Genomic DNA, 25,449 nt, shown 5'->3' with positions numbered 1-25,449 from the left:
GTGGTGCCTGTCACTCGACGTACATGCACCACTCGCCCATTCCCTCATAAGATAACGTATTAGAACAGAGGGGTGAGCGGTGTGAAGTGGTGGCTAAAGACGCTGATTCTGACTTATCTTTCCTTCTTGTTTTTTGGAAGCTTTCTGGCAGTAGGTGCGTTGTGGACTGGTATTTTAGAAAAATGGTTTCCAATCATTTCTGATATAGAGATTTTTTTATATTATTTCTTTGCGGGAGCAATTGGTGGTTCACTAAGACATCTTTATATGTTTTGCTCTCACTATATGAAAGATGGATTAACCGACTATCGAGAATGGATTATGTATATTTTTTATCCAATATTTGCTACAGGCACAGCTGTTATCGCTGTTACACTTATTCAAAGTGGTTTATTTTTAGTTGAATTTATTGACTACAAAGATGCACCACTTGCTCAAATCAGTATTGCATTTTTTGTTGGATTTGGGTTTAATCGGTTTTTAAACAAATTAAATGTTGTTTCTAAAAATTTATTTAAAAGTGACAAAAATGATAAAGAGAGTGAAAGTAAAACTTCATCCTGAAATGAAAAACCTCCTGTACAATCAGGGGGTTTTTCTGTGAAATAAAAGTCTATGAAACAAGAAAAGTCGGGTGGTGCCAGGCACCAAAAACCAAATTCTACCATTAAGTAAAAACAAATTTTTGATATAATATGAGAATAAATTTACTAAAGGAATGGAAAACATGAAACTACAAAGTTTAATCGTACTACTTGCTCTTATTACTTTTCTTGCTTCGTGTTCTAACGAAAATTATCAGCATGCTATCGATCAAGGGATGAAGGAGCTTGGGCAAAAAAATTACCATCAGGCTGCCATTTACTTTGAGCTTGCCTTAAATGAAAAAGAAGGTGATCGAGACGCAGCAAGCTACTTTGATCAAGCAACAAATATGGAACGAGCTAAACAGGCTTATAAGGAAAAAGATTATGAGTCTGCTATTAAGTCGCTAGATGTTGTCATAAATGAACAAAATGGTTTAAAAACCGTTCAGGATGAAGCTGAAACACTAAGAAAACAAATAATGGAAGAGAATAACCAAACCTCTTCAGTTGAGGAGAAAATAACCTTTATTAACGAATTATTGAAGAAAAATAATATGAGTGAAGCTGAAAAAGAGTTACAACATTTACAAGCTACTATTTCCTCTAACGAAATACTTAACGTCTATGAATCTAAAGTGAATGAATTGATAAAACAAATTGAACTTGCTACAAGTGAAGCAGATGAAAATGAACAACTTAGTAACAGTACTAATGATGAAAAAGAAAGGGAGAAAGAAAGGGAGAAAGAAAAGAAAAAAGAATCAAAGCAAAAATCTATTTCCTATCAGCATTATACAAATGAACGCTATGGATTTTCCTTAAAAGTACCAAGCAACTTAAAGATGGCCCCTCCCCCAACCAATGGAGATGGCGTAAGGTTTTATAGCGAAGATTTTGAAGTTACTGCCTATGGTAACCATACGAATATTATAAGTGAAAACGAAACAATTGAAACTTACTATAATGAAGATTTGAACTCTATTCCAGTTAACATAGCTTATAAAAGACTAACAGCCAACTGGTATGTTCTTTCTTATGAACAAAATGGGCTAATTACGTACAAAAAGTTTTTCTTTGGAAATGAAGTAGCAAATACGATCATAATGACGTATCCAGCAAGTGAACAAAGTAAGTATGGCAGTATTGTTACACACATTATTGAGTCATTTAGCTCTTCAGCTTATTAATAAAAAATGCTAAGCACTTTTGACGTGCTTAGCATTTTTTTATGAAGCCCAAATTTCTATAGGCTTTTACTTTTTGGCTGGAGCAACTGAAGCTTCAGGTGACGTTACTTTGTCGTAGAACTCGACGAATTTATCACGATCTTCACTATCACGATAAGCCATAGCTACACGTGGATGCTCATTAAGAGCACCGGATATCATATAAGGGATAATGTAGCCCCATTCCCACTTCTGACGCATTTCAACCATGTGCTTTTCAATAACACCTAGAACCGGTTTTAGTTCATAGCTTGATTTTTTAACATGTGTTACTAGTAATTCCGTATGGCAATTTCCTGCTGCACGTCCCATACCGAACACAGAAGAATCTAGGTAGCTTACTCCATTTCTCATGGCTGTTAAAGTATTTGCAAAAGCAAGCTGCATATTGTTGTGAGTATGAATACCAAACTGTTTATTAGGAAGCATAGACTTAAATTTCTTTACTTGATGTTCGATATCAAAAGGATCTAGGCTACCAAAAGAATCTACAATATATACAACATCAACCGGGCTATCTTTGATCATGTCAAATGCTTCAATTAATTGATTCTCGGGAACACTTGATAAAGCCATAATATTAAGAGCAGTTTCATATCCTAAATCATGGAACATTTGAACAAGCTCCAACCCCTTGTCCACTTCACGAATGTAGCAAGCAACACGAATCATGTCTAATACACTTTCTTCTCGTGGTAACACATCATTCGGATCTACTCTTCCGATATCAACAAGTGCTGAAAGCTTTGTGAATTTTTTCTGAGGAATCACTTCTTTTAAAAATTTGTCATCAAGGAATCTCCACGGATTTGGCTCGCTTGCTTTTAAAAGCTTCGGGGAATTTTTATAGCCAATTTCCATATATTCAACACCAGCTTCACTTAAGCCGTTATATAAGTCTTGAACGAACTCCACACTGAAATCCCAATTATTTACGAGTCCACCATCACGGATTGTACAGTCAATTATATGAGTGTGTTTTTCTGTAGTCATTGCTTCCTCCTGATTATGTAGAATATCTATTAATTTGACACATTGCTTAGTTGGTGTCAACTTATTTCGCAAAACTATTATAAATATTGTGAAAATAACTCCTTTATGCTTCTTAGGTTTAAATTAATGTTACCATTAGTATGAGGTTAGTCTTTATCTTTTAAGGAGAAATTTTATGCGTCCCTTTACCAAAAGAACGATCCTTATTATAAAAAATATACCTAAAGGAAAAGTCATGACATATGGACAAATTGCACGGTTAGCTGGGAGCCCCAGAGCAGCTAGGCAAGTTGTACGGATTCTTCATTCTATGAGCGAAAAACATCAACTTCCTTGGCATCGTGTTGTTAATGCAAAAGGGGAAATTGGTTTTAAGGATGAGGAAGCTTTTTACTCACAAAAGCTACTTCTTGAGAATGAAGGGGTTATTTTTGAAAGGCAAATTGATTTGGTTAACTATCAGTTTCATCCTATGGAAGAAGATGTTGGTAATTTTCTATAATAGTAAGGCCCATTCCAAGTATAAAGGAATGGGCTTTTAAGGTTATGTTTTATCGAATATGCATCTCGTTTGGATGCTTACCTTTACGACGGTTTTTGTTCAGTTCATGAATTGAATTCATTTCGTCTGATGTAAGTTCAAAATCAAACACGTTGAAGTTTTCTTCAATTCTTGATGGTGTAACTGATTTAGGAATAACAATTGAATTATTTTGTAAATGCCAACGTAAAACAACTTGTGCTGGAGTTTTGCTGTGAGATTCAGCAATTTTAACTATTACTTCATCTTTTAACACATCTCCACCCTGTTCAAGTGGACTCCAAGCTTCTACAAAAATATTATGTTTTGCACAAAATTCTTTTATCTCATTTTGAGCAAGGTATGGATGACACTCGATTTGATTTAAAACTGGCACAACTTCACATTCATCTAGTAGACGCTGTAAGTGTTCAATTTCAAAATTACATACACCAATAGCCTTTACTCGACCATCATGGTAAAGCTTTTCTAATGCTTTATATGTATCAACATACTGTTCAAATTGAGGAGTTGGCCAATGAATTAAATAAAGGTCTACATAATCAAGGCCCAATCTCTCTAAACTTTCATCAAAAGCACGTAAAGTATTGTCGTACCCTTGATCACTATTCCAAACCTTTGTTGTGATAAACAATTCTTCGCGTGGGATAGGTGAATCTTTAATTGCTTTTCCAACACCAGCTTCATTCTTGTAAATCATGGCTGTGTCGATCGATCTATAACCAACTTCAAGAGCATTTGCTACAGCAGCTGTTGCTTGATCATCTGCAACCTGCCAAACACCGTATCCTAGCTGTGGCATTTTTAATCCATTATTTAATGTAACGAAATCCATCTACCATCACTCCTATATGTTAGTTTAACCGTCAATCTAACTATACTAAATTTTTAGGAAGAATCAAAAGAATATCCCTTACTTTGCAGTTTGAACTTTTACCGGTGCTTTTCTAACTAATCCAAAATAAGATAAGAAAGCTAAAAAGCTTGCAGAAAAAATGACAATTCCCATTGGAATAGCATTGTATTCTCCAGCAATACCAACTAACGGCGCTGTTAACGAACCAAGGACAAATGGTAAAAGTCCAAGAAGCGCTGAAGCACTACCTGCGATATGTCCTTGTGTATCCATTGCTAGTGCGAATGATGTTGTGGAAATAATCCCGATAGAAGCAACTAAAAAGAAAATAGGAATGGCAACTGCTATGATTGGCGCTTTTAAAAGCAGTGCTATTAGTAAAAGTGCACCTGCTGTGTTAGATAAAATTAATCCAATCTTTAAAAACGTTTTTTCAGAGATCATATCGTTTAATCGTCCTACTGACTGACTTCCGATGATCAAAGCAATACCATTAACTCCAAATAAAAAGCTAAACTGCTGTGGAGTGACGCCATATATATTTTGATAGACAAAAGGAATACCAGATACATAGGCAAAAATACCAGCGATGATAAACCCTTGTGTAAGAGCATAGCCTGCGAATTGGCGATCCTTTAGTAGAGAGCCAAAGTTTTTGACAATCTGTTTAAAATTACTTGGAACACGTTTTTCCTCCGGTAATGTTTCTTCAAGTTTCCATGATACAGTTAAGAATAAAATGAATCCTACACATGCTAAAACAAAAAATACACCCGTCCAGTTTGTAAAGGCTAAAATCCCTCCACCAACAATCGGTGCAACGATTGGACCTAGATTACCTACTAACATTAATAGAGCAAAAAACTTAGTTAATTCTTTCCCACTATAAAGATCCCGGACAACCGCTCGTGAAATAACGAGGCCTCCTGCAGCCGCAAAGCCTTGAATAAATCTTGAAGCTATGAAAATATAAATATTTGGTGATATTGCACATGATAATGATGCAAGTAAATAAAGAATAATGAAAATAAGTAAGGGTTTGCGTCGTCCTTGTACATCACTCATCGGACCAATAACCAATTGTCCTAGACCTAAACCTAATAAACATGTTGTTAAGCTAATTTGTACAAGAGATGCATTTGTATGATAATCCTCTACAATCGTAGGAAATGACGGTAAGTACATATCAATCGTAAATGGACCCAATAGCCCCAAAGAACCTAAAAGCAACCCCAGTTGCAAACGTTTTGAACCGGTTAAATTATTCATGATGTCTCTCCTTTCGGGTGCCTGTCACCACCCGATATTTGTCGTGATTTTTTTTTTGACAACATACTAAGTGTTCTCCTGTAAAAACAAAAATTAAGAACCTGTATCTAATTCATACTAGTTCTTAAAGTGTTATTTACTATAATTCTATTCCATTTAAGATCTCTCTAAGCTGAATGACTTCTTCTTTAGAAAGTGTAACGCCTTTCCCCATTTTTTCGTGTTGTTCATCCCAATCACGTATATCATATTTGGGATCGCGGCCATTCCAGCTAATAAGATTAAATTCCTTCTTCCACCCTTTCGCACCTTCGGATATCATACCTAAATTTTGTTGAATGTCAAATTTTATATTTGCCATTTTTGTCATCTCCTAAGTCTAATCTACTTTGAAGATTATACCACTTTCATGCTAAATAAATACAATGAAAAACATTGCATTTAGAAAGATCTCTATGTGGCTCTGTGAAACAAGAAAAAACGGGAAGTGACAGGCACTCTTTCCTAGTCAACTCTAAAAAAAAGGTGAACCTAATCCTCTAATGGATTGGTTCACATAATAAAAGTGTACGAATTTTACAATAACCAATTAACAAAAAGGACTATTGGTACAAATTACTCCTTATTAAACCACAATGGCTCTTTATCATCAACATCACCATTATAGTTTATTAAAATCTCATCTCCAGCTTGTATATCAGTATAAGCATAAAAATCAAAGGTATGATTATCGAAATTAATCTCATAAATCGCATTAGGTTCATATGAATGGTTAAATAGCATTCCATAACCTAGAAGGATAGCTGTGTGATTTATACCATATTCAAAAGCATAATCAGCAAGTAATGTTTTTTCTATATGTTGATGCTGATCATTTGGATAAGAAATGACAGGTGCCTCATGTAAAAGCTCACCTTTTTTGATATTAGTTTTAGCAAATACTCCTCTATTAAATTCTCCATCACTGAGAGAAGATGTTTTTATTTCAATCATGTTCATCACCACTCTCTTTTAAAATGTCTTTCTAACTATAACATTAACTGAAGTAATTTACTCATTTTTTAAATTAACTCTAAACAAAATCTTGTCCTTTCTCTTCCTTTTTCATTCTCTCTTACCAAATCCTTCTCCAAACCTTAATTAACTTATTTCAATTAATCCCTTAAACATCTCGACCGCCGTTTCTATCACGTCGTCTCTGAAATCATATTCAACAGTATGAATAGGTGGATATTCTTCGCCATTTCCGATATAGAAAATAGCCCCTTTCGTTTCCTTTAAGTAATGACCGAAATCCTCAGAAGCACGAAACGCCTGCTTCATTTCAATAAGATTAATCCCTTTGTTTTTACAAGCAACGCGTATTTTATCTGAGCTCTCCTTATGATTAACCGTCTCAGGAAAAACATCGTTATAGGAAAAACTCCCCTTTAGTCCATATTGCTTTGCAAGCGATAATGTTAGTTCTTCAAGATTATGCTGCAGTTTATCCAAGTCTTCTTCATACAGAGCACGAATCGTCAAAAGCAGCTCACCTTTGCTTGCTGATACCCCGAATGCTTTTTCACCGATATTAACATGTACCACAGTACAGAGAACCATACCTTTATTATGCTCGACAGATGTAAAGACATCGATTGCATCAATGATTTTTGCCATAGCAAAGGCAGGATTAATCCCATCTTCAGGCTGACTAGCATGTGCCGGAGTTCCTTCCATAAAAATTGTCATGCCTTTAGACGCACAGTGAGCCGTTCCGTTTATAACATTCACCGTATTATGAGCCATTCCACTCATATTGTGGTAAGCATAGATCTCTTGGATGTTGTTCTCCTTTATAAAAGAAACACATTCTACCGCTCCATCTCCAGTTTCCTCAGCGTGTTGAAATAGGAAAAAGATATTTTTGTCTGCTCCTTTTTGATCTATTTCAAGAGCTAATCCAGCTAAAGATGCTGAATGACCGTCATGACCACATTTGTGAGATACACCGGGTGCCTGTGAGGCATGCGGAATGACAATCGTTTCTTCGATTGGAAGTGCGTCAAAGTCTGCTCGAAATGCAATGTTTTCTCGATCATGTCCTGCTCGGTATATTGCGTAAAACCACTTTCCTTTGTCAACGACTTCAAGATTTGTATAACTTTTTAGAAACGAAATCAAATGTTGTTTTGTCCATACTTCATGGTTAGAAAGCTCTGGATGTTTATGTAATTCATGACGTAACTCTATAACTAATTCTAGATTTTCTCTCTCCATTTATTTCTTCCTCTATTTTTTTATTTATATTAAGACTGCATAACCTATGAAATATCAGTGTTTCAGCCTCTTGTAATCTTCCTGTAATAAAATTGTAACACTATTCAATTTTTTTTGGACATAGGTATGAGTAAGACAAGAGTTCAAAAAATGATATTTACTAGGAGGACTAATTGTGAAAAAACTATTTTTTTTACTAGCATTCCTGACCACTCTGTTTGTCGCTGCACCTACTTTTGCACATACGGTTGAAAAAGGTGACACGATGTCGGAAATCGCACGTAAGAATGGACTATCATTAGATCAACTAGCAAAAGCAAACCCGCAAGTTAAAAACATTGATTTAATTTATGTTGGCCAACAAATTCATACAAATATTAATAAGACTATTAATACTTCGGATAAGACAAGTGTAAAGACACTTTCAAATAAAACAAATAATGCCACTCAAGTTAGTAGAGGAAATGATCGCTCTGAAAAGATTAGCCTTTCAGAAGCTGAAATAGATTTATTAGCAAGAATTGTACGAGCTGAGGCTCAAACAGAATCGTTTGAAGGTAAAGTAGCAGTTGCTAGTGTTGTGTTAAATCGAGTTGACAGCCCAAAATTCCCTGATACAGTTAGAGAAGTTATCTATCAACGTAATCAATTTCAGCCAGTTGCAAATGGACAGATTAATAGACCAGCAGATGAAGAGTCTAGAAAAGCTGTTTTTGCTGCCCTATCTGATATGAGGGCTATAGCAAAGGATGCCTTATTCTTCTATAATCCGGATATTGCCGAAAGTAGATGGCTTGATTCAAGAGAAACAACAGTACAAATTGGACAACATGTATTTAAAAAGTAATATTCATTTTACATAAATTATTCAATGATCTTCCTGTTAGTAATCACTAACATTTACATAGATGAAAAGGGGTTCAGAATGAAATCATTCTGGACCCCTTTTTAATGAATATTAGATTTTCATAATACCGCCGGTACTAGCAGATGTTACAAGTTTGGAATAACGAGCTAGATAGCCTTTTTTCACTTTTGGTTCAAAGCCTTTCCAGTTTCCTTTACGTTTTTCCCATTCTTCCTCATCTACTTGAACATCCATTGTACGGTTTTCAATATCAATTACGATGTGATCACCATTTTCAACGAATGCTAGTGGGCCGCCTTCTGCCGCTTCAGGTGAAGCATGTCCGATCGATAATCCACGAGAAGCTCCTGAGAAACGACCATCTGTTACAAGTGCAACTTTTGGTCCAAGTCCCATTCCAACAATCATAGATGTTGGAGAAAGCATTTCCGGCATACCAGGTCCACCTTTTGGTCCTTCGTAACGAATAATCACTACATGTCCTTCTTTTACTTTACCATTTACAATTCCATTGATTGCCTCTTCTTGTGATTCAAACACAATTGCAGGTCCTTCATGGCTAGTAATTCCGTTTTGTACACCACCTGTTTTAATAATCGCACCGTCTGGAGCAAGGTTTCCGAATAAAACAGCAAGTCCACCTTTTTCAGTATGTGGATTGTCAATAGGACGGATCACCTCATGATCTTTTATTTCACAGCCAGCGATGTTTTCCCCAAGGGTTTTGCCCGTAACAGTTAAAGTATCAAGATGAAGAGCTCCTTCTTTCTTAGAAAGCTCATACAATGCAGCAGATACACCACCAGCTTCATGTAAATCCTCAATATGGTGATCTGATGCAGGAGCAAGCTTAGATAAATGTGGAACACGTGCTGCCACTTCATTAATACGTTGAATTGGGTATTCAATTTCCGCTTCATGTGCTAAAGCTAACGTGTGAAGAACCGTGTTTGTTGATCCACCTAATGCCATATCAAGTGCAAAAGCATTATCAATTGCTTTTTCTGTTACGATATCTCTAGGCTTAATATCGTCTTTAATAAGATTCATTAATTGTTTTGCAGAACGTTTTACAAACTCTCTACGCTCAGGCGCAACGGCTAAAATCGTTCCGTTACCAGGAAGAGCTAATCCAAGTGCTTCAGCTAAACAGTTCATGGAGTTCGCTGTAAACATACCTGAACAAGAACCGCATGTTGGGCAGCCAAATTGCTCAAGCTCTGTTAAACCTTTTTCATCTAGTTTACCAGATTGGTAGGCACCTACTCCTTCAAATACAGAAGAAAGTGAGATTTTTTTCCCATCACTTGTCACACCAGCCTTCATAGGGCCACCACTTACAAATACTGTAGGGATATTAAGACGTAATGCTGCCATCATCATCCCTGGTGTGATTTTGTCACAGTTTGGAATACAAACCATTCCATCGAACCAGTGTGCTGAAACAACAGTTTCAATAGAATCTGCAATAATTTCACGGCTTGGTAAGGAATAGCGCATTCCAATATGTCCCATTGCGATTCCATCATCTACACCGATTGTATTAAACTCAAATGGTACTCCACCCGCTTCACGTATTGCTTCTTTTACAATTTTACCGAATTCTTGTAAATGTACGTGTCCAGGTACAATATCAATATATGAATTACAAACCGCGATAAACGGTTTATCAAAATCCTCTTCTTTTACACCTGCCGCACGAAGTAAGCTACGATGCGGTGCACGATCAAATCCTTTTTTAATCATATTACTACGTAAATCCATCATTCAAATCTCCCTTCTCCTGACGTAATTAAAGAATGATAGTAATAGGTTACTTCTAATTGACTAAATAATCAATATATTTCTTCTTATTTGAATAATTATTATACTAATTTATTTTTAAAAGAGACAAAGAATGGAAGTTTTGCAGTAAATTAAACCATTACTTTTTATTAAATATTATTTTTGTATTTTAAAAATAAATCGTATACCTCACATGGTTATAACAACTTTTCCCTGAGCGTGTCCTTCGGCAAAATAGGTTAAGGCCTGTGGTACTTCACTTATTTCAAATTGCTTATCAATCACTGCTCTTACCTTTCCAGATTCTATTAAGTCTTTTATAAATTTCAGATCTTTTTGATTAGCTCTCTGCAAAAAAACATTCATTTTCTTTTTTTCTGTAAATGATATCCAGCCTCCCTGTAAAACTGTTTGATACAGTTGAGATTCAGCCCCACCAACGTGAACAAAGATACCATGACGTTTTAATGCTCGCTTATAAACAGATAATGGTTGATGTCCGTTTACCCCGATGATCAGATCAAAATACTCCCTGTATTTATCAATACCTTCTATTTTATAATCGATTATGTAGTCAGCACCTATAGTTCGTAATATATCTATATTTCTCGTACTGCACACACCCGTTACCTCAGCACCAAATGCTTTAGCAATTTGCACAGCAAACGTTCCTACACCACCAGAGGCTCCATATATTAATACCTTTTGCCCTGAATTTATTTTCCCTTTATCTCTCAATCCCTGCAGGGCAGTTACTGCTGCCATTGGAACTGCAGCTGCTTCTTCAAAACTCATATTTACAGGTTTTCGTTCTAATGAGCTTTCCGGAGCTGAAACATATTCGGCAAATGCTCCCCATCCAGAGGAGGATAAATCCCCAAATACCTCATCTCCTGGTTTAAACTGAGTTACTTTTGAACCCACAGCTTCAACACAACCTGCGATGTCACCACCTGGAATTGGATGCTTGGGCTTTAATACTCCATAAAAAAGTCGAGTGATATACGGTTTTCCTTTTAATAGGACAAGATTCCCAAAATTTACGGAAGCTGCATGTATTTTCACCAGAACTTGATGGTCATTAAGGGCGGGTTTATCAACTTCTTCTAGGTTTAAAACCTCTGGTGAACCGTATTTGTACTGAACAATTGCTTTCATAATGTATTCCTCCCATTGGAATATCAGTGGTAATATTAGCTCAGTAATAAATATGGAAGAAAGTACAGAAAAGACCAATTACAAAAAAATTTACAAAACTCAGTTGAGTAATTAGACAAAAAAACACCCCGCAGGATGTTATTTTGTTAATAGATTGTATTCATCTTCTAACTCATCTAACGATATTTCATTTGAGGCACACTTTACTGCAGAGTTTACAATGTGATCAAAGCTTTCAGATGAATTGATTTCTGATAAAAAATGCTGTTCAACTTTTTCTAATTCCTCTTGCTGCCTCATTAATTCCTCATCTTTTCCTTCATAATCTGGAGCACTCAATGTTTCAAGGTTTTGTTTAATGATTTGAACATAGTGCTTTAGCTCATCCATCTATTATGACTCCTTTAAATATTCATCATTTTGTTGTATTGTGATGATTTCGTTTCGCTCTCCTCCATCGGAAAGCTCTTCTGAAAATTCGTGTTCATTCGTTGAACTATACTCTTCTTTTGCTTGTTTTGTTTCTTTCATAATAATTCTCCTTTCATTTTATTTTTAGTATGTAACGAACTAAAAATATCCATCCAGACAAATCAATTAGGACAATAAAACGAAGTACACTCTTTACACATAGGCATAAGATAGTGTTGTAAAATTATTGAAAGGATTGAGATAAATGTATGAGCCTTATCCTTATTACCACTCTGGATTTTTAACAAGAAATGATCATAACTACAATGATCAGGCAATGTCGATTCTCTTAGATGAAATCAAAAAAGGTGCCTCAACAATTGACCTTTATATGCGGCTGGCAAAATCAGCTACAGATGAAAACCACAGAAATGATATTCTTTATGCGTTAGAAGGAAAAAAAGCAACAACCAATCAACTCACCAATTTGTATATAAACCTTACTGGAACAAAGCCTCTTTATCAAATTGTTGAAATTCCTTTTCTAAGTTACGAGGAAGGATTGGAAAAGGCTTTTGAAGCGGAAGGTTCTTTCGAAAATCGAAATCATTCTTTACTTAATCAAGATCCTATTATGCAGCATATCTTATGGTTGAAAACAAATACTCAGGAAGTAAATGCTCAAATTTTCCGGAATTTACTTAAAGACCGTGCAAATCAGAGAAAAGATTATGGCAGAAACCCGTTTGTCGTTGATATTGAAAAGGTCACAAAACAAAACAAAACATTTCGTACAGCAATATGGACAGGTAACAAACTTCAAGTCACGTTAATGAGTATTGATGTTGGGGATAGCATTGGATTAGAAATTCATCCGAATACTGATCAATTCTTGAGAATTGAAGAAGGTCAAGGACTTGTACAAATGGGTGACAGGAAAGATCGATTGGATTATGTAAGAAAAGTATCTGATGATTTTGCGATTATGATACCAGCCGGAAAATGGCATAATCTCACAAATACGGGAAACAAACCGCTTAAGCTTTACTCGATTTACGCACCACCAGAGCACCCGTTCGGTACAGTGCATAGAACGAAAGCTGAAGCAATGGCAGCTGAAGAAAACAGAAGTTTCTAAATCCAATCCATATAAAAGGATGAGAAAACTGAGATCATAATGTCCTCTTTTCCCATCCTTTTTCTATTCTTATAGGTTTGTGATTAAAATCCAGTTTTCGCTAATAATAGATTTAATCTGGTTTGATACAATAACAACGATTTTTAGCAAAACTTGGACTATGCCACGCACAACAAAGCGATCTTTTCTATGTATACCCTATACTTTCAAAAAAGACCGCTTATCTATTTATTTACATTTTGTTAACTGGTGTTACAACAGCATATAAGTTATCTGATGTATTGGAAATATTTACTTCAATAACTTTGTATCCATTACCTCCGTCTTTGTAGTCATTCTTAATAGAAATAGTTGTTTGTTGATTGTTCATATTAAACTTTCCTTCCTATGTTAAATTTCTCACACAGAAGTTAATATATGACGGAGGTTAGAAAATGTGTCATATATTTATCATGATCTTTCAAAAAATTTATTTTATTTTAAATATCCTATTTCTAGTGAGCTGCTATTTTATCCATAATTCTTGCCCTTAACTCAATTCCTTAATCTGATTAAATTATATTTAAACATTAATGTTAATGTTATATTCATAGTGTAGTGAATGATAACTGGAACAATAATATTATCATGATAAAAATAAATCCAGCAAAAAACCAAACTAGGTAGTGTGATATTTAACAACATGAGCGGCTTATTAAAATATCGTTTATGATAAATGACAAAAATTAAAGCCGTTACAATTATTGCATACCACTCATTTTTAAGAATAAGAAATATAAAATTTTGTATAATCCCCCTAAATAACAGTTCCTCAAACAATACGACAAATAACATGCTAATCATAATCGTCGATAAGGATTCATGTTGAAATGTTTTATTTGTTTCATCAATAAATTTTGCAGGCATGATTACTGTTAACACGATACCAAAAATGATTAAGCCAATAGAAGTCATAATTGTGCTTGCCACTAGTTTAGAAGGGTTTTCTAAAGAAAAATAGTGTTCCACAGGTATTAGTTCTATTTTAATAAAAACAAATATTAATACTGAGAGAATAAGTGAAAATACTGCAAAAATTGGTGTAATATCTTTTAGGTTAAATTCTGCTTTAAAGTTTTTTTGATTTACAATATTAGGTGGTTCCATTTTTTACCTCTTCCTCGAAAATTTGACAGCACAAGAAGACAATTTTTTATAGAGATCGTCACCCTTTTTTCCTATAATAGATTAAAAACTCTTCCATCATAGCAGTTACTTCCTTCTTCTTTAGTGTCCTTAACCATTCAACTTGATCAATTGGAAGCTTCAATTTTAAAGTGATGTCTTCAAGAGGCATTTCCACTTTTCTTATCTCTTCTAGCGTAATTCCCTCCTCGATATCCGGAAACGAGGAATTGTTTTCGTCCAAAATTGAAAGACCTTTATATTCATTAAGATCATCAATGTCACAAAAAATATGTAATTGTGGTAACCTCCCTTGCATAACGGTCACACTCATAATCGAATTTATCATTCTTCCATCCTCTAATTCTATTTCAATAATAAGCTTGTCAACATGTTTATATTTATTGGCGACTATTTCACTAACGATGATGTTTAATTCAAGTGTAACCGTAGTATTAGTTTCAAAAAGATAAATGGCACTATTAAAAACGTGGATTTCCTCTCCGTCCAATGTCACTGATTTTACCTTTTCCATCCTTTGCTCCTCCATTATGTCGACCATTATGTATTTCTTCTTAAAATTATTATAAACTAAGAGTTTTTGAGTTGTTATAGAAAAAACAGTAATCAATAAATTTTAAAAATGATGAAACTATTTAAAGAGAATAGCGTACTAGTAAATGGGTATAGTTTCCAAGGAAGTGAGGAGAAAAAATGACGGTGTTAGAGGTAAAGCAGTTGAAAAAATCATTTGGTTCTGTTCATGCCGTTCAAGACATTAGCTTTTCGGTTCAAGCTGGTGAAGTATTCACCATTATTGGTCCAAATGGTGCAGGCAAAACAACAACATTAGAAATGATTGAAGGCTTGGTAACTCCTGATTCAGGTGAAATTATGTATGGGGAACTAAACTGGGAAAAGAACGGAACAGAAATTAAAAAGAAAATTGGTGTACAGCCACAGTCGAGTGCAATGTTTGATTTGTTAACACCTGAGGAAAATCTTAATCTTTTTGCTACTTTTTATGACAAGGCCCGATCTACAAAAGAAATTTTAGATCTTGTAAACCTTACTGATCACCGCAAAAATCATGTGAAAAAGCTATCTGGTGGACAGCGTCAAAGGCTTGCAATTGGACTTGCGATGATCAGTGATCCTGACATCATCTTTCTAGATGAACCAACAACAGGCCTAGATCCACAAGCACGACGAAATATTTGGGATATCATTTTACAGTTAAAACAACTAGGCAAAACAACCATTTTAACAACGCATTATATGGAAGAAGCTGAAAAATTAAGTGACAGAGTTTGCATTGTAGATCAAGGACGAGTTATTACATTAGACACACCATCTGCCCTTATCGAAAAGTTAACAAAAGAAAGAGAAGTAAGATTATCGTTTGTTGACGGTGAAGAAGTCGCTATAGAAGCAAATACATTTTCACAAAATCTTCAGTCAGTTTCTCGTACTGAACGTGAAGATTCATCATTAAGGATATGGACAGCAAATCCAGAAGATACACTTTATGACTTATTCGCATTTACAAAAGAAAAGAATTATCGAGTTGAACAGGTCTCCATTCGTGAAATGAGTTTAGAAGATGTATTTATTGAATTCACTGGCAAGGAATGGAGGGATTAGGATGAATCAATTCAAACAAATGTTTATTGCTCAATTAAAATTAACATTTCGAGAAAAGCAATCATGGTTTTGGGGCATCTTTTTCCCTGTTATTTTAATGGTTATTTTTATGTCTATTTTTAGTGGTAGCTCTGATGATGAATTTTCAGCAAGTGTTGCAATCGTGAATGAAAATCCTAATCCCACGTCAAACATGATGCTTGAGCAAATTACACAGCTAGATGTACTTGAACTTGAAACAGAAGACCCTGTAACACGAGAAGAAGCTGACAAATTAGTAAAGAATCAAGAAGTAGATGCAGCGATTGTCCTACCTGAATCAATTGATGCCTCCTCCCTTTTACTCGTTGTTAACAAAGAAGATGAACAAGGAGCAACAGCACAAGCACTTACAGGTATGCTAAATCAATTTGTTCAACAAACAAACCTAGTAGCTTCAGGTGTAACACCCGCTTTTGAATTACAAACAGAAGCCATTTCATCAGGTAATGCTGAATTAAGTTACACAGATTTTCTACTTACTGGAATGATTGCATTGGCAATTGCACAAGGTGGAATGTTTGGGATGGTTGGATTAGTGGAGATGCGTAGCAAAGGCTTAATCAAACGACTACAAATGACTCCGGCTAATATGAACCTTTTTGGTTTAAGCGATATGGTCATGAGGGTATTATTCAGTGTTGTTCAGATTATTCTCCTATCGCTCATTGGAGTATATATTTTTGGTGCAAACTTGTTTATCAATTTTCCAACTCTGTTAATCGTCTTTTTACTTGGTACCCTTTCTTTTACAGCTGTTGGCTATTTTATTTCCTCCTTCAGCAAAACGACAGAAGCTTATATGGGAGTAGCCAATATTGCAAACTTTCTTATGATGTTTTTAAGTGGCGTCTTTTTCCCAATCGAAACGATGCCGGAGTGGATTCGACCAATCTCAAATGTTTTACCACTTACCTATTTTGTTGAAGGCTTAAGAGAGAGTATGGTTTATGAAACGAGCCTCTTTACAGCTTCAATATGGGCTGGAATAGCTATTATGGTTCTTTGGGGAATTGTTACGTTTGTGATTGGGTCATTATTGTATAAACGGAAGTCGATTGTGGCTGTGAGATAGGGTTTTTAATAAGAACCTAGTTAAAAAAGCCAACTGAATTAGTTGGCTTTTTAGTTCTCAAATCGCACCAATAATAAGGGCGACAATTGCCATCACAATTGTTGTGCCAAATGCCCATTTAAAAATAAAGCGCTGATGATCCCCTAATTCAACCCCTGCTAAACCAATTAATAAAAAGGTTGAAGCTGTTAAAGGACTTAATGGGAAACCAGTTGTCATTTGACCTAAGATGGAAGCTCTGGCCATTTCGACCGGCGCAACTCCATATATTTCGGCTGACTGACTTAATACTGGCAATACACCAAAATAATACGCATCAGGTGTAAAAAGAAGGCTGATTGGCATGCTAATCACTGCAACAACTATAGCCATTGATCCTCCAATCCCCTCAGGAATAATATTAACCATTGCTAATGCCATAGCTTCGATCATACCTGTTCCACCTAGAATCCCAGTAAAAATTCCAGCTGAAAATATAATTGATACAACGGTTACCATTCCAAGTGCCTGACTCTTGACTTGTTCTTGTTGGTCGTTTGGTTTAGGATAATTAATAAGTAAAACAATAGCAAATGCAACCATAAACACTATTGGTAGAGGAAGCCAAACTTTTACAAGTGCGACAATTGTTAGGATGGTAATAACTAGGTTAATCCAAAATAATTTCGGCCTTCTCATTTTTCTTTCTTCATCTGAAAGCTCTTGATCATAATTGTATTCCATATCTGTAACACCTAATCGTTTTCTCTCTTTTTTACCAAGGATATAAGCAACAAAAAGCACCCAAATTATTCCTGCTATCATAGCTGGTATAAGTGGTGAAAAAATAGCCCCAGGATCTAATTCTAATGCACTGCCAGCTCTTGCTGTTGGCCCGCCCCAAGGCATAATATTCATTACTCCAGCACCTAATGCCACAACACCTGCTAGAACAAGTCGATTCATTTTTAATTTATCATATAAAGGCAAAAGAGCTGGTATTGTAATTAAAAATGTGGAAGCCCCAGATCCATCAAGATGAGTAACCATAGCAATAACCGCTGTTCCAATAACAATTTTTAATGGATCTCCTTTTACCAACTTTAATACTCTTGAAATAATAGGGTCAAATAATCCGGCATTATTCATTACACCAAAAAATAAAATAGCAAATCCTAACATAATTCCTGTTGGAGCTACACTTTGGATTCCATCTAACATAAGAGTTCCAATGTCGGAACTAAATCCTCCAATTAAAGCAAATACAAGTGGAACAACAATTAACGCGACAATAACAGATACTCTTTTCGTTAAAATCAATAATAAGAAAACGCCGATTGTTAAAAATCCTAAGGTCGCTAACATATGATTCCCCCTAACATATTTTAAGCGCTTACAAACTGTTGTTTACTGTCCTATTCATTCAATAAAGGAATTTCCATTTCCAATAAAGCGCTACTCAAACTTTTCCCGTGAGTATCTAGTGCAAGAGAGGTCGTTACCCCTCCTAGTAAACTATTTTTGCAAACAAAATTATAAGATTTAATAGATGATATGTCATAACGAATGACATCACCATCAAAAATGTCTTTAAAATGCTCCTTTACTCTTTCTACAGTTACGACCTGACCTATCCATTCGAAGTCACTTTCCTTAAATGGGATAAGTGAAAGGTTAGAGGTATTCCCCTTATCACCTGCCCTGCTATGTGCTACCTCATATAGTTTGATTCGCTTTCTGTTCATTCGTTATAACCTCCACTTGTATCTTTTTATCAACTAAATTTCTTTCTATAAAAGTTGAAACAACACCTAGACATTCTGTCGCTCTTTTTCTTGCACCACCGCCTCCATACGGTCCATTCGTGTATAGTGCTTCTACTTCATTTCCAATACTATGAGCTTCTTTTATATCTTTACAAAGAGCAGCTGCCCGTAGTCTTACTTCATAAGGTTGATCATTTCCTAAGTTTGTACGATGAACGGAGGAAATGCCAATCAGATCAATCCTTAAATCTTGAATCTTTTTACAAAGTCTATTATTTAATATACACTCCGCCATCTTAGCTCTTTGAACAGCTGTTGAACCTGCATATGAAATTTCCCCTTCTCCTAAATAACCTGCGTCATACCCAATAGATATTTTATAAGAACTAGGCTTTTTCGTGCCTTTCCCCCCCTCTACCCTTACTTCATTTTCAGCTAACTGAGTTAACTTAACATTAGAAAAATCTGCTGTTACATCTGGTGTTAGGTATTGACTTGGATCATGGACCTCGTATAGTAATTGCTCTTTAACAGTTCGTAAATTAACTACACCACCTGAGTCGGGAGTCTTGGAAATAATAGCTGTTCCATCACGTTCAATAATTGCATATGGAAAACCTATGTCTGCTAACCTATCAACTTCTTTTTCTCCTATATCTGCAAAATAGCCACCTGTAATTTGACCAGCACATTCAAGTAAATGTCCAATCACAGTACCCTGACCTATGGTTTCATAATCAGTTAGTGACCAACCATAGTAATCAATCATCGGCGCAAGAAATAATGATGGATCAGCAACACGTCCTGTAATAATAATGTCTGCTTTAGTTTGTAAAGCTGGTATAAGTGCCTTGGCTCCTAAGTAGGCATTAGCTGAGATTACTTGATAATCTTTAACCTTATTAGTGTTTTCAAGGATTTCATTTTCACTATCTAGCTCTTGTATCACATCATCACCTGTTACAACTGCAACCTTACAAGAAATATTCATTTCACTTGCAATATGAATAATCTTTTTAGCGCCAGCCATTGGATTGGCCGCTCCCATATTTGTTATGATTCGGAATCGTTTTTTATCCAATACTGGTAATAAGGCAGATATTCGATCAACAAGTAGAGGATCGTAACCCTTATTTTTATCTTTCCTTTTTTCTTTCTGGGCAATGGCAATTGTTCTTTCAGCTAAACACTCTAATACTAAATAATCCAAGTTTACTTTTTGAGCCAGTTCAACAGCGGGTTCAAGTCGATCACCTGAAAATCCAGCTCCACTTCCGATCTTTAACATTTTTTCACCCCAATAAGACTAAAAGTACACAAAATTGGTTTTTAGTACTTTTAATTAATTTGATTCTTGATGCAATTATTTATTTTCAAATATTAGACCAGATCCTTCCTGTAAATTCATGTACACCGATATATATGCAACTTCCATGCCAAAATAAAAAACGCATAATGAAAGCGTTTTTAAAATGTGAGTTTCTAAAATTTTAGAATTTCAAATAATTAATAAACCTCTTTTAATCGTCAATCAGTTGTGAATACTGTTATTCTAAATCCTTAGAACAACAAAAGTTCTTTTCTAATTTTTTAGAAATCATATAGTTGATACTTTTTCATTTTGTTATAAAGTGTTGCTAAAGACACCCCAAGCTCCTTAGCTGCTTTTTTCTTATCCTCCAGTTCAGAACCATATATTTGCAACACATCTGTAATGATTTTTTTCTCTGTCTCCTCAACAGCTGCTTTTAAAAGATTGTTAGAATTTCTTTTTGAGATACTGATATTTTCTCCATGAAAGCTACTAGGTAAATGTTCAGGTAGAATATCTCTTTCGTCTGCCATGCATACAGCATAATCAATTGTATTTTTCAATTCTCTTACATTTCCGATCCAATCGTAAGCTTTTAGTATTGTAAGGGTTGATTCGTGCAATCGATAATACCGTTCACTTTCAGAATGTACGTTGTGCTTGTATAAAATGAAATCAATAATGTCAGGAATATCCTGCTTCCTTTTACGTAGTGGTGGAATATCAAGGTGCAATACATTCAACCGAAAATACAAATCTTCACGAAATCGTTTCTTTTCAATAAGCTGTTTTAGATCACGGTTTGTTGCGGCAATTACACGAACATCAATTTGTCTTTCTCCTGCTTCACCAACTCGTCTAAGTGTTTTTTCCTGTAAAACTCGTAAAAGTTTAGCTTGAAGATCATAAGATAATTCACCTATTTCGTCTAAAAAGATTGTACCTAAATTTGCTATTTCAAATAAACCTAGCTTTCCTCCCTTTTTAGCACTTGTAAAAGTACCTTCCGTATATCCAAAAAGCTCACTTTCAATGAGCGATGCCGGAATGGACGCACAATTCACTGGGATAAATGGCTTTTCTGCACGAGAACTTGCATTATGAATTGCTTGAGCAAATAGTTCTTTTCCTGTTCCACTTTCACCTATAATTAAAACAGGTAAATTAGATTCAGCTGCTTTTCTTCCTAAGTGAACCACTTCTTTCAGTCCGCTTTCCGAACCGATAATTTGGTCGAATGTATATTTAGCTTGATATAAGGTGTCCATTCTTTCTTTCAATTGAGATAGTTTTTGTTTGTTTTTCTCTAGTTCTTTTGAAAGCTTATGAACTTCTGTTAACCCTTTACAAATTGAAACAGCCCCAATTATTTCGTTGTTTAATATAATTGGTGCCATGTCAACAACATATTCCACAGTTCCTTCTTTCCGATAAACCCCAATTCGTTCTTTTCCGTCTTTTAACGTTTCAATTAATTGAGCTTTTGGACGAACTAACCGAAGAGGTTTTCCAATAATTTCATTAGGCTGTACTCCTGTTATACGCGTATATTCAGGGTTAATTAATTTAACAATCTCTTTAGAATCTATTACTAGAACACCATCATGAATTGAGTGGAGTGTAGCTTTAAACCAGTCTAATTGATCTTCTAAGGAAAACTCCTTAAAGTTCTCATATAGCATGTCAAACCTCCTCAAATAAATCATATCTTTATCAATAAATTTTTTTGTATGTATAATCCTTATTCTAACAAGAAAAATTCACTTTTTTCACTAACATGATAAAAAGATTTATATTGACAGTTTAAAATTCTTCATAATACGATGTAACCGTTAACAAAAAATTCTGAATCTTATTTTTTGGAAATCGGAGGGGATTTTGTGTTAAAAAGAAAACTAAAATTTTTTATTAGTGCTACTGTAGTCACACTCTCTATGTTCTTCCTTTTCTCTCTTTCAGCATTTGCAGACAACGACCCAACTAATGGTGTTGTACAACCGCCATCTACCTCGCACAAATCTGGTCTATATTACAAGGAACAGCTCGTTACCTTATCAACTAGTACCCCGGCGACTAAAATCTATTACACAACAGATGGTAGTATACCAACTAAAAACAGTACTTTATATTCTGAGCCTATTTCAATCGATGAAGATGTAACGATTAAGGCTTTTGCTATTCGTGGTAACGTTAACGAAAAAGCACTTACAAGAAATAAAGGAAATACTAGTAGCAAAGTGGTCACATTCAATTACAAATTTGTAAATAGAAAGGATATTGCTGATAAGTTTCTAGAGTTTGAATATAATAACATGCCTTATCGTCTTTATATTCCAGAAAACTATGATCCTTCTGTTTCTTACCCGCTTGTCCTTTTTCTTCATGGAGGTGGTGAACGAGGAAGCGATAATCAGAAGCAATTGCTTGCAAATGATGGCGCTATCATATGGGCTGCACCTGAAAATCAATCCAAAAATCCAGCCTTTGTTCTTGCACCACAGGCAAGAAATCAACATGACGGTGGATTTGGAATTACTCGAAATTCGAATAATATTGTCGATTTGGCCAGAGTATTTGAATTTTCAGAAGACCTAGGAAAGGCCTACAATATCTTACAAAAAGTGATTAATGATTACAACATTGATCAAAATCGACTATATTCTACAGGTCTTTCTCAAGGAGGTTATGGAACATTTAATTTAAATATTGCGTACCCTAATCTTTTTGCCGCTATGGTCCCAATTGCTGGCGGTGGAAATCCTGAATCTGTACTTGTTTTAAAAGATAAACCAATTTGGGCTTTTCATGCGGAAGATGATGCAGTAATTCCTGTTTCACATACAAGAAATGCTATTGAGGTAATAAAAGAAGCGGGAGGAAACCCTATTTATACAGAGTATCCTGCAGAATTAGGCTATAATCACGGTTCATGGGTACCAGCATACAATAACAAGGATATGATTGATTGGATGTTTAGACAAGTTAAACAATAGTATAAGAAGTGCCTGACAAAAATTATCAGGCACTTCTTACCTAAACTGCTTTCCTCTGAAAATAAACCAAACCACCTATCGTAAAAATCACACACCCTCCAACAATAACAAACACCAGGGTTTCAATCGAAAATGTAAAACCGGATTGCTGCTCTAACACCATTCCTAAAAATGGTTGTGCCCAAGGGTACCATGGACCAAATTTTTCTGAGTTTGCAATTAATATGTTAGGTAGAGTTAAAATGACATTCAAAGCAACAGGTGCAGCAAAGCTGGACCATGCTGTAGAAACCCATAATTGCAAAGCGATAATGGGTAAACAGCCTAACCAGCCCATAAACAATCGAACAAGAACACCCTGCCAAGGAAAAGGGTCATTGTAACCATGTAAGTATCCTACGAGAAATAAGCCTACTAATAATAGTAGTTGAGTAAGGGCGACAAATAAGCAAACAATAATATACTTAGCACTATATACCTGAATTCGATTAACTGGTAATGCTAATAACTGTTTCCAGCCCCCCTCTGCGTGTTCGTACCTGCAGACAGCAGCGGAAAAAAGACCAGCAAGTAATGGTAAAAACAAAACAGCTTGAACCATAATCATGGTATAAAACGAGTTCATCCATTGATTACCGGGAAAATCAGTAAAAGTAAAATAAGCGGAGACAGTGGATAGAATGGGACTAATAGACAAGATTTGTAAAACCTTTGACTTTTTAAGTTTCATCCATTCTATATATAATAATTTTCCTAGCAATTACTGCACATCCTTTCGTTCAAAATGAACAACACTGGTAAGAAAAATGAGTCCGCCAACAACAATTCCTAATAACACACTAATTTCAGGTATTTCCCATTTATTTTGAAGCAACGGCCATTTCCAAATGAGCCATTCAGGACCTCCATATGAGTACATGGACACAACAGCACCAACGATGCCGACTGCTAGCGGTGTTCCTTGATTAACCGATGTGACTGAAAACCAAAGCTGTATGGCTAATATAGGCATTGCAGCGAAATACGGATAAAAGCTGTTGATTGCAACCTCTTTAAACGGTATATGTTGCTCCCAACCATAAAGGCTACCGAAAAACCATGTACCTATAAACATAAGAACTGTAGCAATAAACAATAAAATACTAATCATAATAAACTTAGAACAATACACCTTTACTCTGCTTATAGGGAGCGCTAGTACCTGCTTCCAAGCATTTGTTTCATGCTCAATATTTGCAGATAATGAGGCAAGTAGTGCTGTTCCTAAAAGTAAGGCTGGTGCGAGAAAAAGATTTATTTGCTGTAGTAGCTGCATCCAGCGATCATCTGACTGCCGAAGAAGATACTCATAACGAAGCATATAATTCAAAGTCGTTAATCCAAATATTCCAATCGGTCCTAAGAAAACAAGAATCCACATTCCAACTTTTAGCTTTTTAAAATCACTACGTAACAACCGAAGGATCATAAGCTTTTCTCCTCTTTCGTCATGTCTAAAAAAATGCTTTCTAATGACCTTTTCACTTCTTCTACTCGATAAACGTCCAAATTGTGTTGGACAAGAATACGAATAATTTCGGCGACTTCTTTGTTCTTGTTTTGCTTAAACGAAAGAAAATTCCCTTCAATTTCCCCTTTTAAGCCTTCTTTTATCAAAATGTTCCATGCAGCCTTGGAATTGTTTGTTTGAATGCGTATTTTGCTAACCGATTTCTTTCTTAGAACTTCAATAGAATCTTGAAAAATGAGTGATCCTTTTGAAATAATCCCTACTTCGGTTGCCATTTGATCGATCTCTGATAAAAGATGACTTGAAACGAGGACAGTAACCCCATATTTTTCTGGTAAACGTTTAATTAATTCTCGAATCTCGATAATACCAGAGGGATCCAGTCCATTTGTTGGTTCGTCTAGAATAAGTAATTCAGGATTTCCTAGAAGAGCTGATGCAATTCCAAGTCTTTGTTTCATTCCTAATGAAAAGCCTTTAACTGGGCGATTATCGTCTTTTTCTAAGCGGACAATAGCAAGCACTTCATCAATTCGTTCTTTTGGAACTTGTAATATCGCTTGCAATAATTGTAAATTTTCTCTGGCGGTTAAATGACCATAATACGAAGGAGATTCTACTAAAGATCCAATCTTTCTAAGAATCATTTGTTTGTCTTTTTTTAGGTCTTTTCCAAATATTTGTATTGATCCAGAAGTTTCTTTCATCAATCCTAAAAGCAGCTTAATAGCCGTTGTTTTACCTGCACCATTTGGTCCAAGAAACCCATATATAGATCCTTTTGGTATGTTTAAATTCACTGAATTAACAGCTTTTGATCCTTTAAATGTTTTTGTTAAATTGTTCGTTTCTACTATAAATTGACTCATGTTTATC

Annotated in this window: 28 protein-coding genes; 8 read left to right on the top strand and 20 right to left on the bottom strand. The window is 35.3% G+C overall.

From position 1 onward, the window contains the following. The first annotated feature begins 81 nt into the window (after positions 1-81). Positions 82-564, top strand: a complete 483-nt coding sequence (locus tag ACEWK1_RS00680; RefSeq protein ID WP_121661630.1) for a hypothetical protein — start codon at positions 82-84, stop codon at positions 562-564. Positions 565-727: 163 nt separating this feature from the next. Then, positions 728-1,774 (top strand): hypothetical protein, encoded by a 1,047-nt coding sequence (locus tag ACEWK1_RS00675; RefSeq protein ID WP_416635304.1) that lies wholly within the window; start codon positions 728-730, stop codon positions 1,772-1,774. 66 nt (positions 1,775-1,840) lie between these two features. Here the strand turns inward: ACEWK1_RS00675 and ACEWK1_RS00670 are convergent, their stop codons facing one another. Further along, positions 1,841-2,806, bottom strand: coding sequence for an aldolase catalytic domain-containing protein (locus tag ACEWK1_RS00670; RefSeq protein WP_121661628.1), 966 nt, complete (start codon positions 2,804-2,806; stop codon positions 1,841-1,843). Between the two features lie 175 nt (positions 2,807-2,981). Here ACEWK1_RS00670 and ACEWK1_RS00665 point away from each other — a divergent pair, with 175 nt between their 5' ends. Continuing rightward, complete coding sequence (locus ACEWK1_RS00665) at positions 2,982-3,308, top strand: MGMT family protein (RefSeq protein WP_251394035.1); 327 nt, start codon at positions 2,982-2,984, stop codon at positions 3,306-3,308. Between the two features lie 49 nt (positions 3,309-3,357). Here the strand turns inward: ACEWK1_RS00665 and ACEWK1_RS00660 are convergent, their stop codons facing one another. The 5 genes from ACEWK1_RS00660 to ACEWK1_RS00640 form a co-directional block, all read right to left on the bottom strand. Further along, positions 3,358-4,182 carry an aldo/keto reductase gene (locus tag ACEWK1_RS00660; protein ID WP_416635301.1) on the bottom strand — a complete coding sequence of 275 codons (825 nt, stop codon included), beginning with the start codon at positions 4,180-4,182 and terminating at the stop codon, positions 3,358-3,360. Positions 4,183-4,260: 78 nt separating this feature from the next. Further along, the gene (locus ACEWK1_RS00655; protein ID WP_251394033.1) at positions 4,261-5,472 is read right to left on the bottom strand and encodes a Bcr/CflA family multidrug efflux MFS transporter; all 1,212 of its coding nucleotides are present in this window, start codon (positions 5,470-5,472) and stop codon (positions 4,261-4,263) included. Positions 5,473-5,611: 139 nt separating this feature from the next. Beyond that, positions 5,612-5,833, bottom strand: coding sequence for a YdbC family protein (locus ACEWK1_RS00650; RefSeq protein WP_121661624.1), 222 nt, complete (start codon positions 5,831-5,833; stop codon positions 5,612-5,614). A gap of 254 nt (positions 5,834-6,087) precedes the next feature. Then, the gene (locus ACEWK1_RS00645) at positions 6,088-6,465 is read right to left on the bottom strand and encodes an SET domain-containing protein (protein ID WP_247347238.1); all 378 of its coding nucleotides are present in this window, start codon (positions 6,463-6,465) and stop codon (positions 6,088-6,090) included. A 147-nt stretch (positions 6,466-6,612) separates the two neighbouring features. After that, positions 6,613-7,731, bottom strand: a complete 1,119-nt coding sequence (locus ACEWK1_RS00640) for an amidohydrolase (RefSeq protein ID WP_416635298.1) — start codon at positions 7,729-7,731, stop codon at positions 6,613-6,615. Between the two features lie 175 nt (positions 7,732-7,906). On the opposite strand from ACEWK1_RS00640, the gene ACEWK1_RS00635 reads away from it, so the two are divergent. Then, positions 7,907-8,578: a cell wall hydrolase gene (locus ACEWK1_RS00635; protein ID WP_121661622.1), complete on the top strand. Its 672-nt coding sequence runs from the start codon at positions 7,907-7,909 to the stop codon at positions 8,576-8,578. A gap of 111 nt (positions 8,579-8,689) precedes the next feature. Here ACEWK1_RS00635 and ilvD read toward each other — a convergent pair whose 3' ends face one another. The 4 genes from ilvD to ACEWK1_RS00615 form a co-directional block, all read right to left on the bottom strand. Further along, entirely contained in the window at positions 8,690-10,366 is a 1,677-nt protein-coding gene (ilvD, locus tag ACEWK1_RS00630) for a dihydroxy-acid dehydratase (protein ID WP_251394031.1), read from the bottom strand. Between the two features lie 207 nt (positions 10,367-10,573). After that, positions 10,574-11,542 carry an NAD(P)-dependent alcohol dehydrogenase gene (locus ACEWK1_RS00625; RefSeq protein ID WP_416635295.1) on the bottom strand — a complete coding sequence of 323 codons (969 nt, stop codon included), beginning with the start codon at positions 11,540-11,542 and terminating at the stop codon, positions 10,574-10,576. Between the two features lie 138 nt (positions 11,543-11,680). Beyond that, entirely contained in the window at positions 11,681-11,932 is a 252-nt protein-coding gene (locus ACEWK1_RS00620; protein WP_121661620.1) for a YnfE family protein, read from the bottom strand. Between the two features lie 3 nt (positions 11,933-11,935). Then, positions 11,936-12,073, bottom strand: a complete 138-nt coding sequence (locus tag ACEWK1_RS00615) for a hypothetical protein (RefSeq protein ID WP_162987312.1) — start codon at positions 12,071-12,073, stop codon at positions 11,936-11,938. 145 nt (positions 12,074-12,218) lie between these two features. On the opposite strand from ACEWK1_RS00615, the gene ACEWK1_RS00610 reads away from it, so the two are divergent. After that, a complete protein-coding gene (locus ACEWK1_RS00610) occupies positions 12,219-13,091 on the top strand; it encodes a cupin domain-containing protein (RefSeq protein ID WP_121661619.1) in 873 nt (290 codons plus the stop codon). Between the two features lie 232 nt (positions 13,092-13,323). Here ACEWK1_RS00610 and ACEWK1_RS00605 read toward each other — a convergent pair whose 3' ends face one another. The 3 genes from ACEWK1_RS00605 to ACEWK1_RS00595 all read right to left on the bottom strand — a co-directional run bounded on the left by ACEWK1_RS00605 (position 13,324) and on the right by ACEWK1_RS00595 (position 14,790). After that, positions 13,324-13,461, bottom strand: a complete 138-nt coding sequence (locus ACEWK1_RS00605) for a hypothetical protein (RefSeq protein WP_162987311.1) — start codon at positions 13,459-13,461, stop codon at positions 13,324-13,326. Positions 13,462-13,625: 164 nt separating this feature from the next. Beyond that, positions 13,626-14,237, bottom strand: a complete 612-nt coding sequence (locus ACEWK1_RS00600) for a CPBP family intramembrane glutamic endopeptidase (RefSeq protein WP_121661618.1) — start codon at positions 14,235-14,237, stop codon at positions 13,626-13,628. A 58-nt stretch (positions 14,238-14,295) separates the two neighbouring features. Then, complete coding sequence (locus ACEWK1_RS00595) at positions 14,296-14,790, bottom strand: hypothetical protein (protein ID WP_121661617.1); 495 nt, start codon at positions 14,788-14,790, stop codon at positions 14,296-14,298. Positions 14,791-14,969: 179 nt separating this feature from the next. Here ACEWK1_RS00595 and ACEWK1_RS00590 point away from each other — a divergent pair, with 179 nt between their 5' ends. Together ACEWK1_RS00590 and ACEWK1_RS00585 are read left to right on the top strand one after the other, a co-directional pair. Next, entirely contained in the window at positions 14,970-15,899 is a 930-nt protein-coding gene (locus tag ACEWK1_RS00590; RefSeq protein ID WP_121661616.1) for an ABC transporter ATP-binding protein, read from the top strand. A gap of 1 nt (position 15,900) precedes the next feature. Next, the gene (locus ACEWK1_RS00585) at positions 15,901-17,013 is read left to right on the top strand and encodes an ABC transporter permease (protein ID WP_257535982.1); all 1,113 of its coding nucleotides are present in this window, start codon (positions 15,901-15,903) and stop codon (positions 17,011-17,013) included. 57 nt (positions 17,014-17,070) lie between these two features. On the opposite strand, the gene ACEWK1_RS00580 is transcribed toward ACEWK1_RS00585, so the two are convergent. From ACEWK1_RS00580 to ACEWK1_RS00565, 4 genes are all read right to left on the bottom strand, one after another. Beyond that, positions 17,071-18,357: a CitMHS family transporter gene (locus tag ACEWK1_RS00580; protein ID WP_121661615.1), complete on the bottom strand. Its 1,287-nt coding sequence runs from the start codon at positions 18,355-18,357 to the stop codon at positions 17,071-17,073. A 50-nt stretch (positions 18,358-18,407) separates the two neighbouring features. Next, positions 18,408-18,737: a hypothetical protein gene (locus ACEWK1_RS00575; protein WP_121661614.1), complete on the bottom strand. Its 330-nt coding sequence runs from the start codon at positions 18,735-18,737 to the stop codon at positions 18,408-18,410. Then, entirely contained in the window at positions 18,709-20,046 is a 1,338-nt protein-coding gene (locus ACEWK1_RS00570) for an acyclic terpene utilization AtuA family protein (RefSeq protein WP_121661613.1), read from the bottom strand. The genes ACEWK1_RS00575 and ACEWK1_RS00570 overlap by 29 nt, the downstream gene beginning before the upstream one ends. Positions 20,047-20,348: 302 nt before the next feature. Then, a complete protein-coding gene (locus ACEWK1_RS00565; protein WP_251403128.1) occupies positions 20,349-21,752 on the bottom strand; it encodes a sigma-54 interaction domain-containing protein in 1,404 nt (467 codons plus the stop codon). Positions 21,753-21,950: 198 nt separating this feature from the next. On the opposite strand from ACEWK1_RS00565, the gene ACEWK1_RS00560 reads away from it, so the two are divergent. Next, positions 21,951-23,063 carry a chitobiase/beta-hexosaminidase C-terminal domain-containing protein gene (locus ACEWK1_RS00560; RefSeq protein WP_416635289.1) on the top strand — a complete coding sequence of 371 codons (1,113 nt, stop codon included), beginning with the start codon at positions 21,951-21,953 and terminating at the stop codon, positions 23,061-23,063. A 40-nt stretch (positions 23,064-23,103) separates the two neighbouring features. On the opposite strand, the gene ACEWK1_RS00555 is transcribed toward ACEWK1_RS00560, so the two are convergent. The 3 genes from ACEWK1_RS00555 to ACEWK1_RS00545 are packed head-to-tail and all read right to left on the bottom strand — an operon-like array spanning position 23,104 to position 25,442. Continuing rightward, the gene (locus ACEWK1_RS00555) at positions 23,104-23,823 is read right to left on the bottom strand and encodes an ABC transporter permease (protein ID WP_285849081.1); all 720 of its coding nucleotides are present in this window, start codon (positions 23,821-23,823) and stop codon (positions 23,104-23,106) included. After that, positions 23,824-24,531, bottom strand: a complete 708-nt coding sequence (locus ACEWK1_RS00550; RefSeq protein ID WP_121661611.1) for an ABC transporter permease — start codon at positions 24,529-24,531, stop codon at positions 23,824-23,826. Continuing rightward, positions 24,528-25,442, bottom strand: coding sequence for an ABC transporter ATP-binding protein (locus ACEWK1_RS00545; protein WP_251403114.1), 915 nt, complete (start codon positions 25,440-25,442; stop codon positions 24,528-24,530). Before ACEWK1_RS00545 ends, ACEWK1_RS00550 begins: the two co-directional genes overlap by 4 nt. Between the last annotated feature and the right edge of the window lie 7 nt (positions 25,443-25,449).

The sequence above is a fragment of the Metabacillus sp. YM-086 genome, from assembly GCF_048059995.1.
Lineage (GTDB): Bacteria > Bacillota > Bacilli > Bacillales > Bacillaceae > Metabacillus > Metabacillus litoralis_B.
The sequence above is the reverse complement of the archived record's forward strand: the minus strand, read 5'-3'. Positions and strand labels throughout refer to the sequence as shown.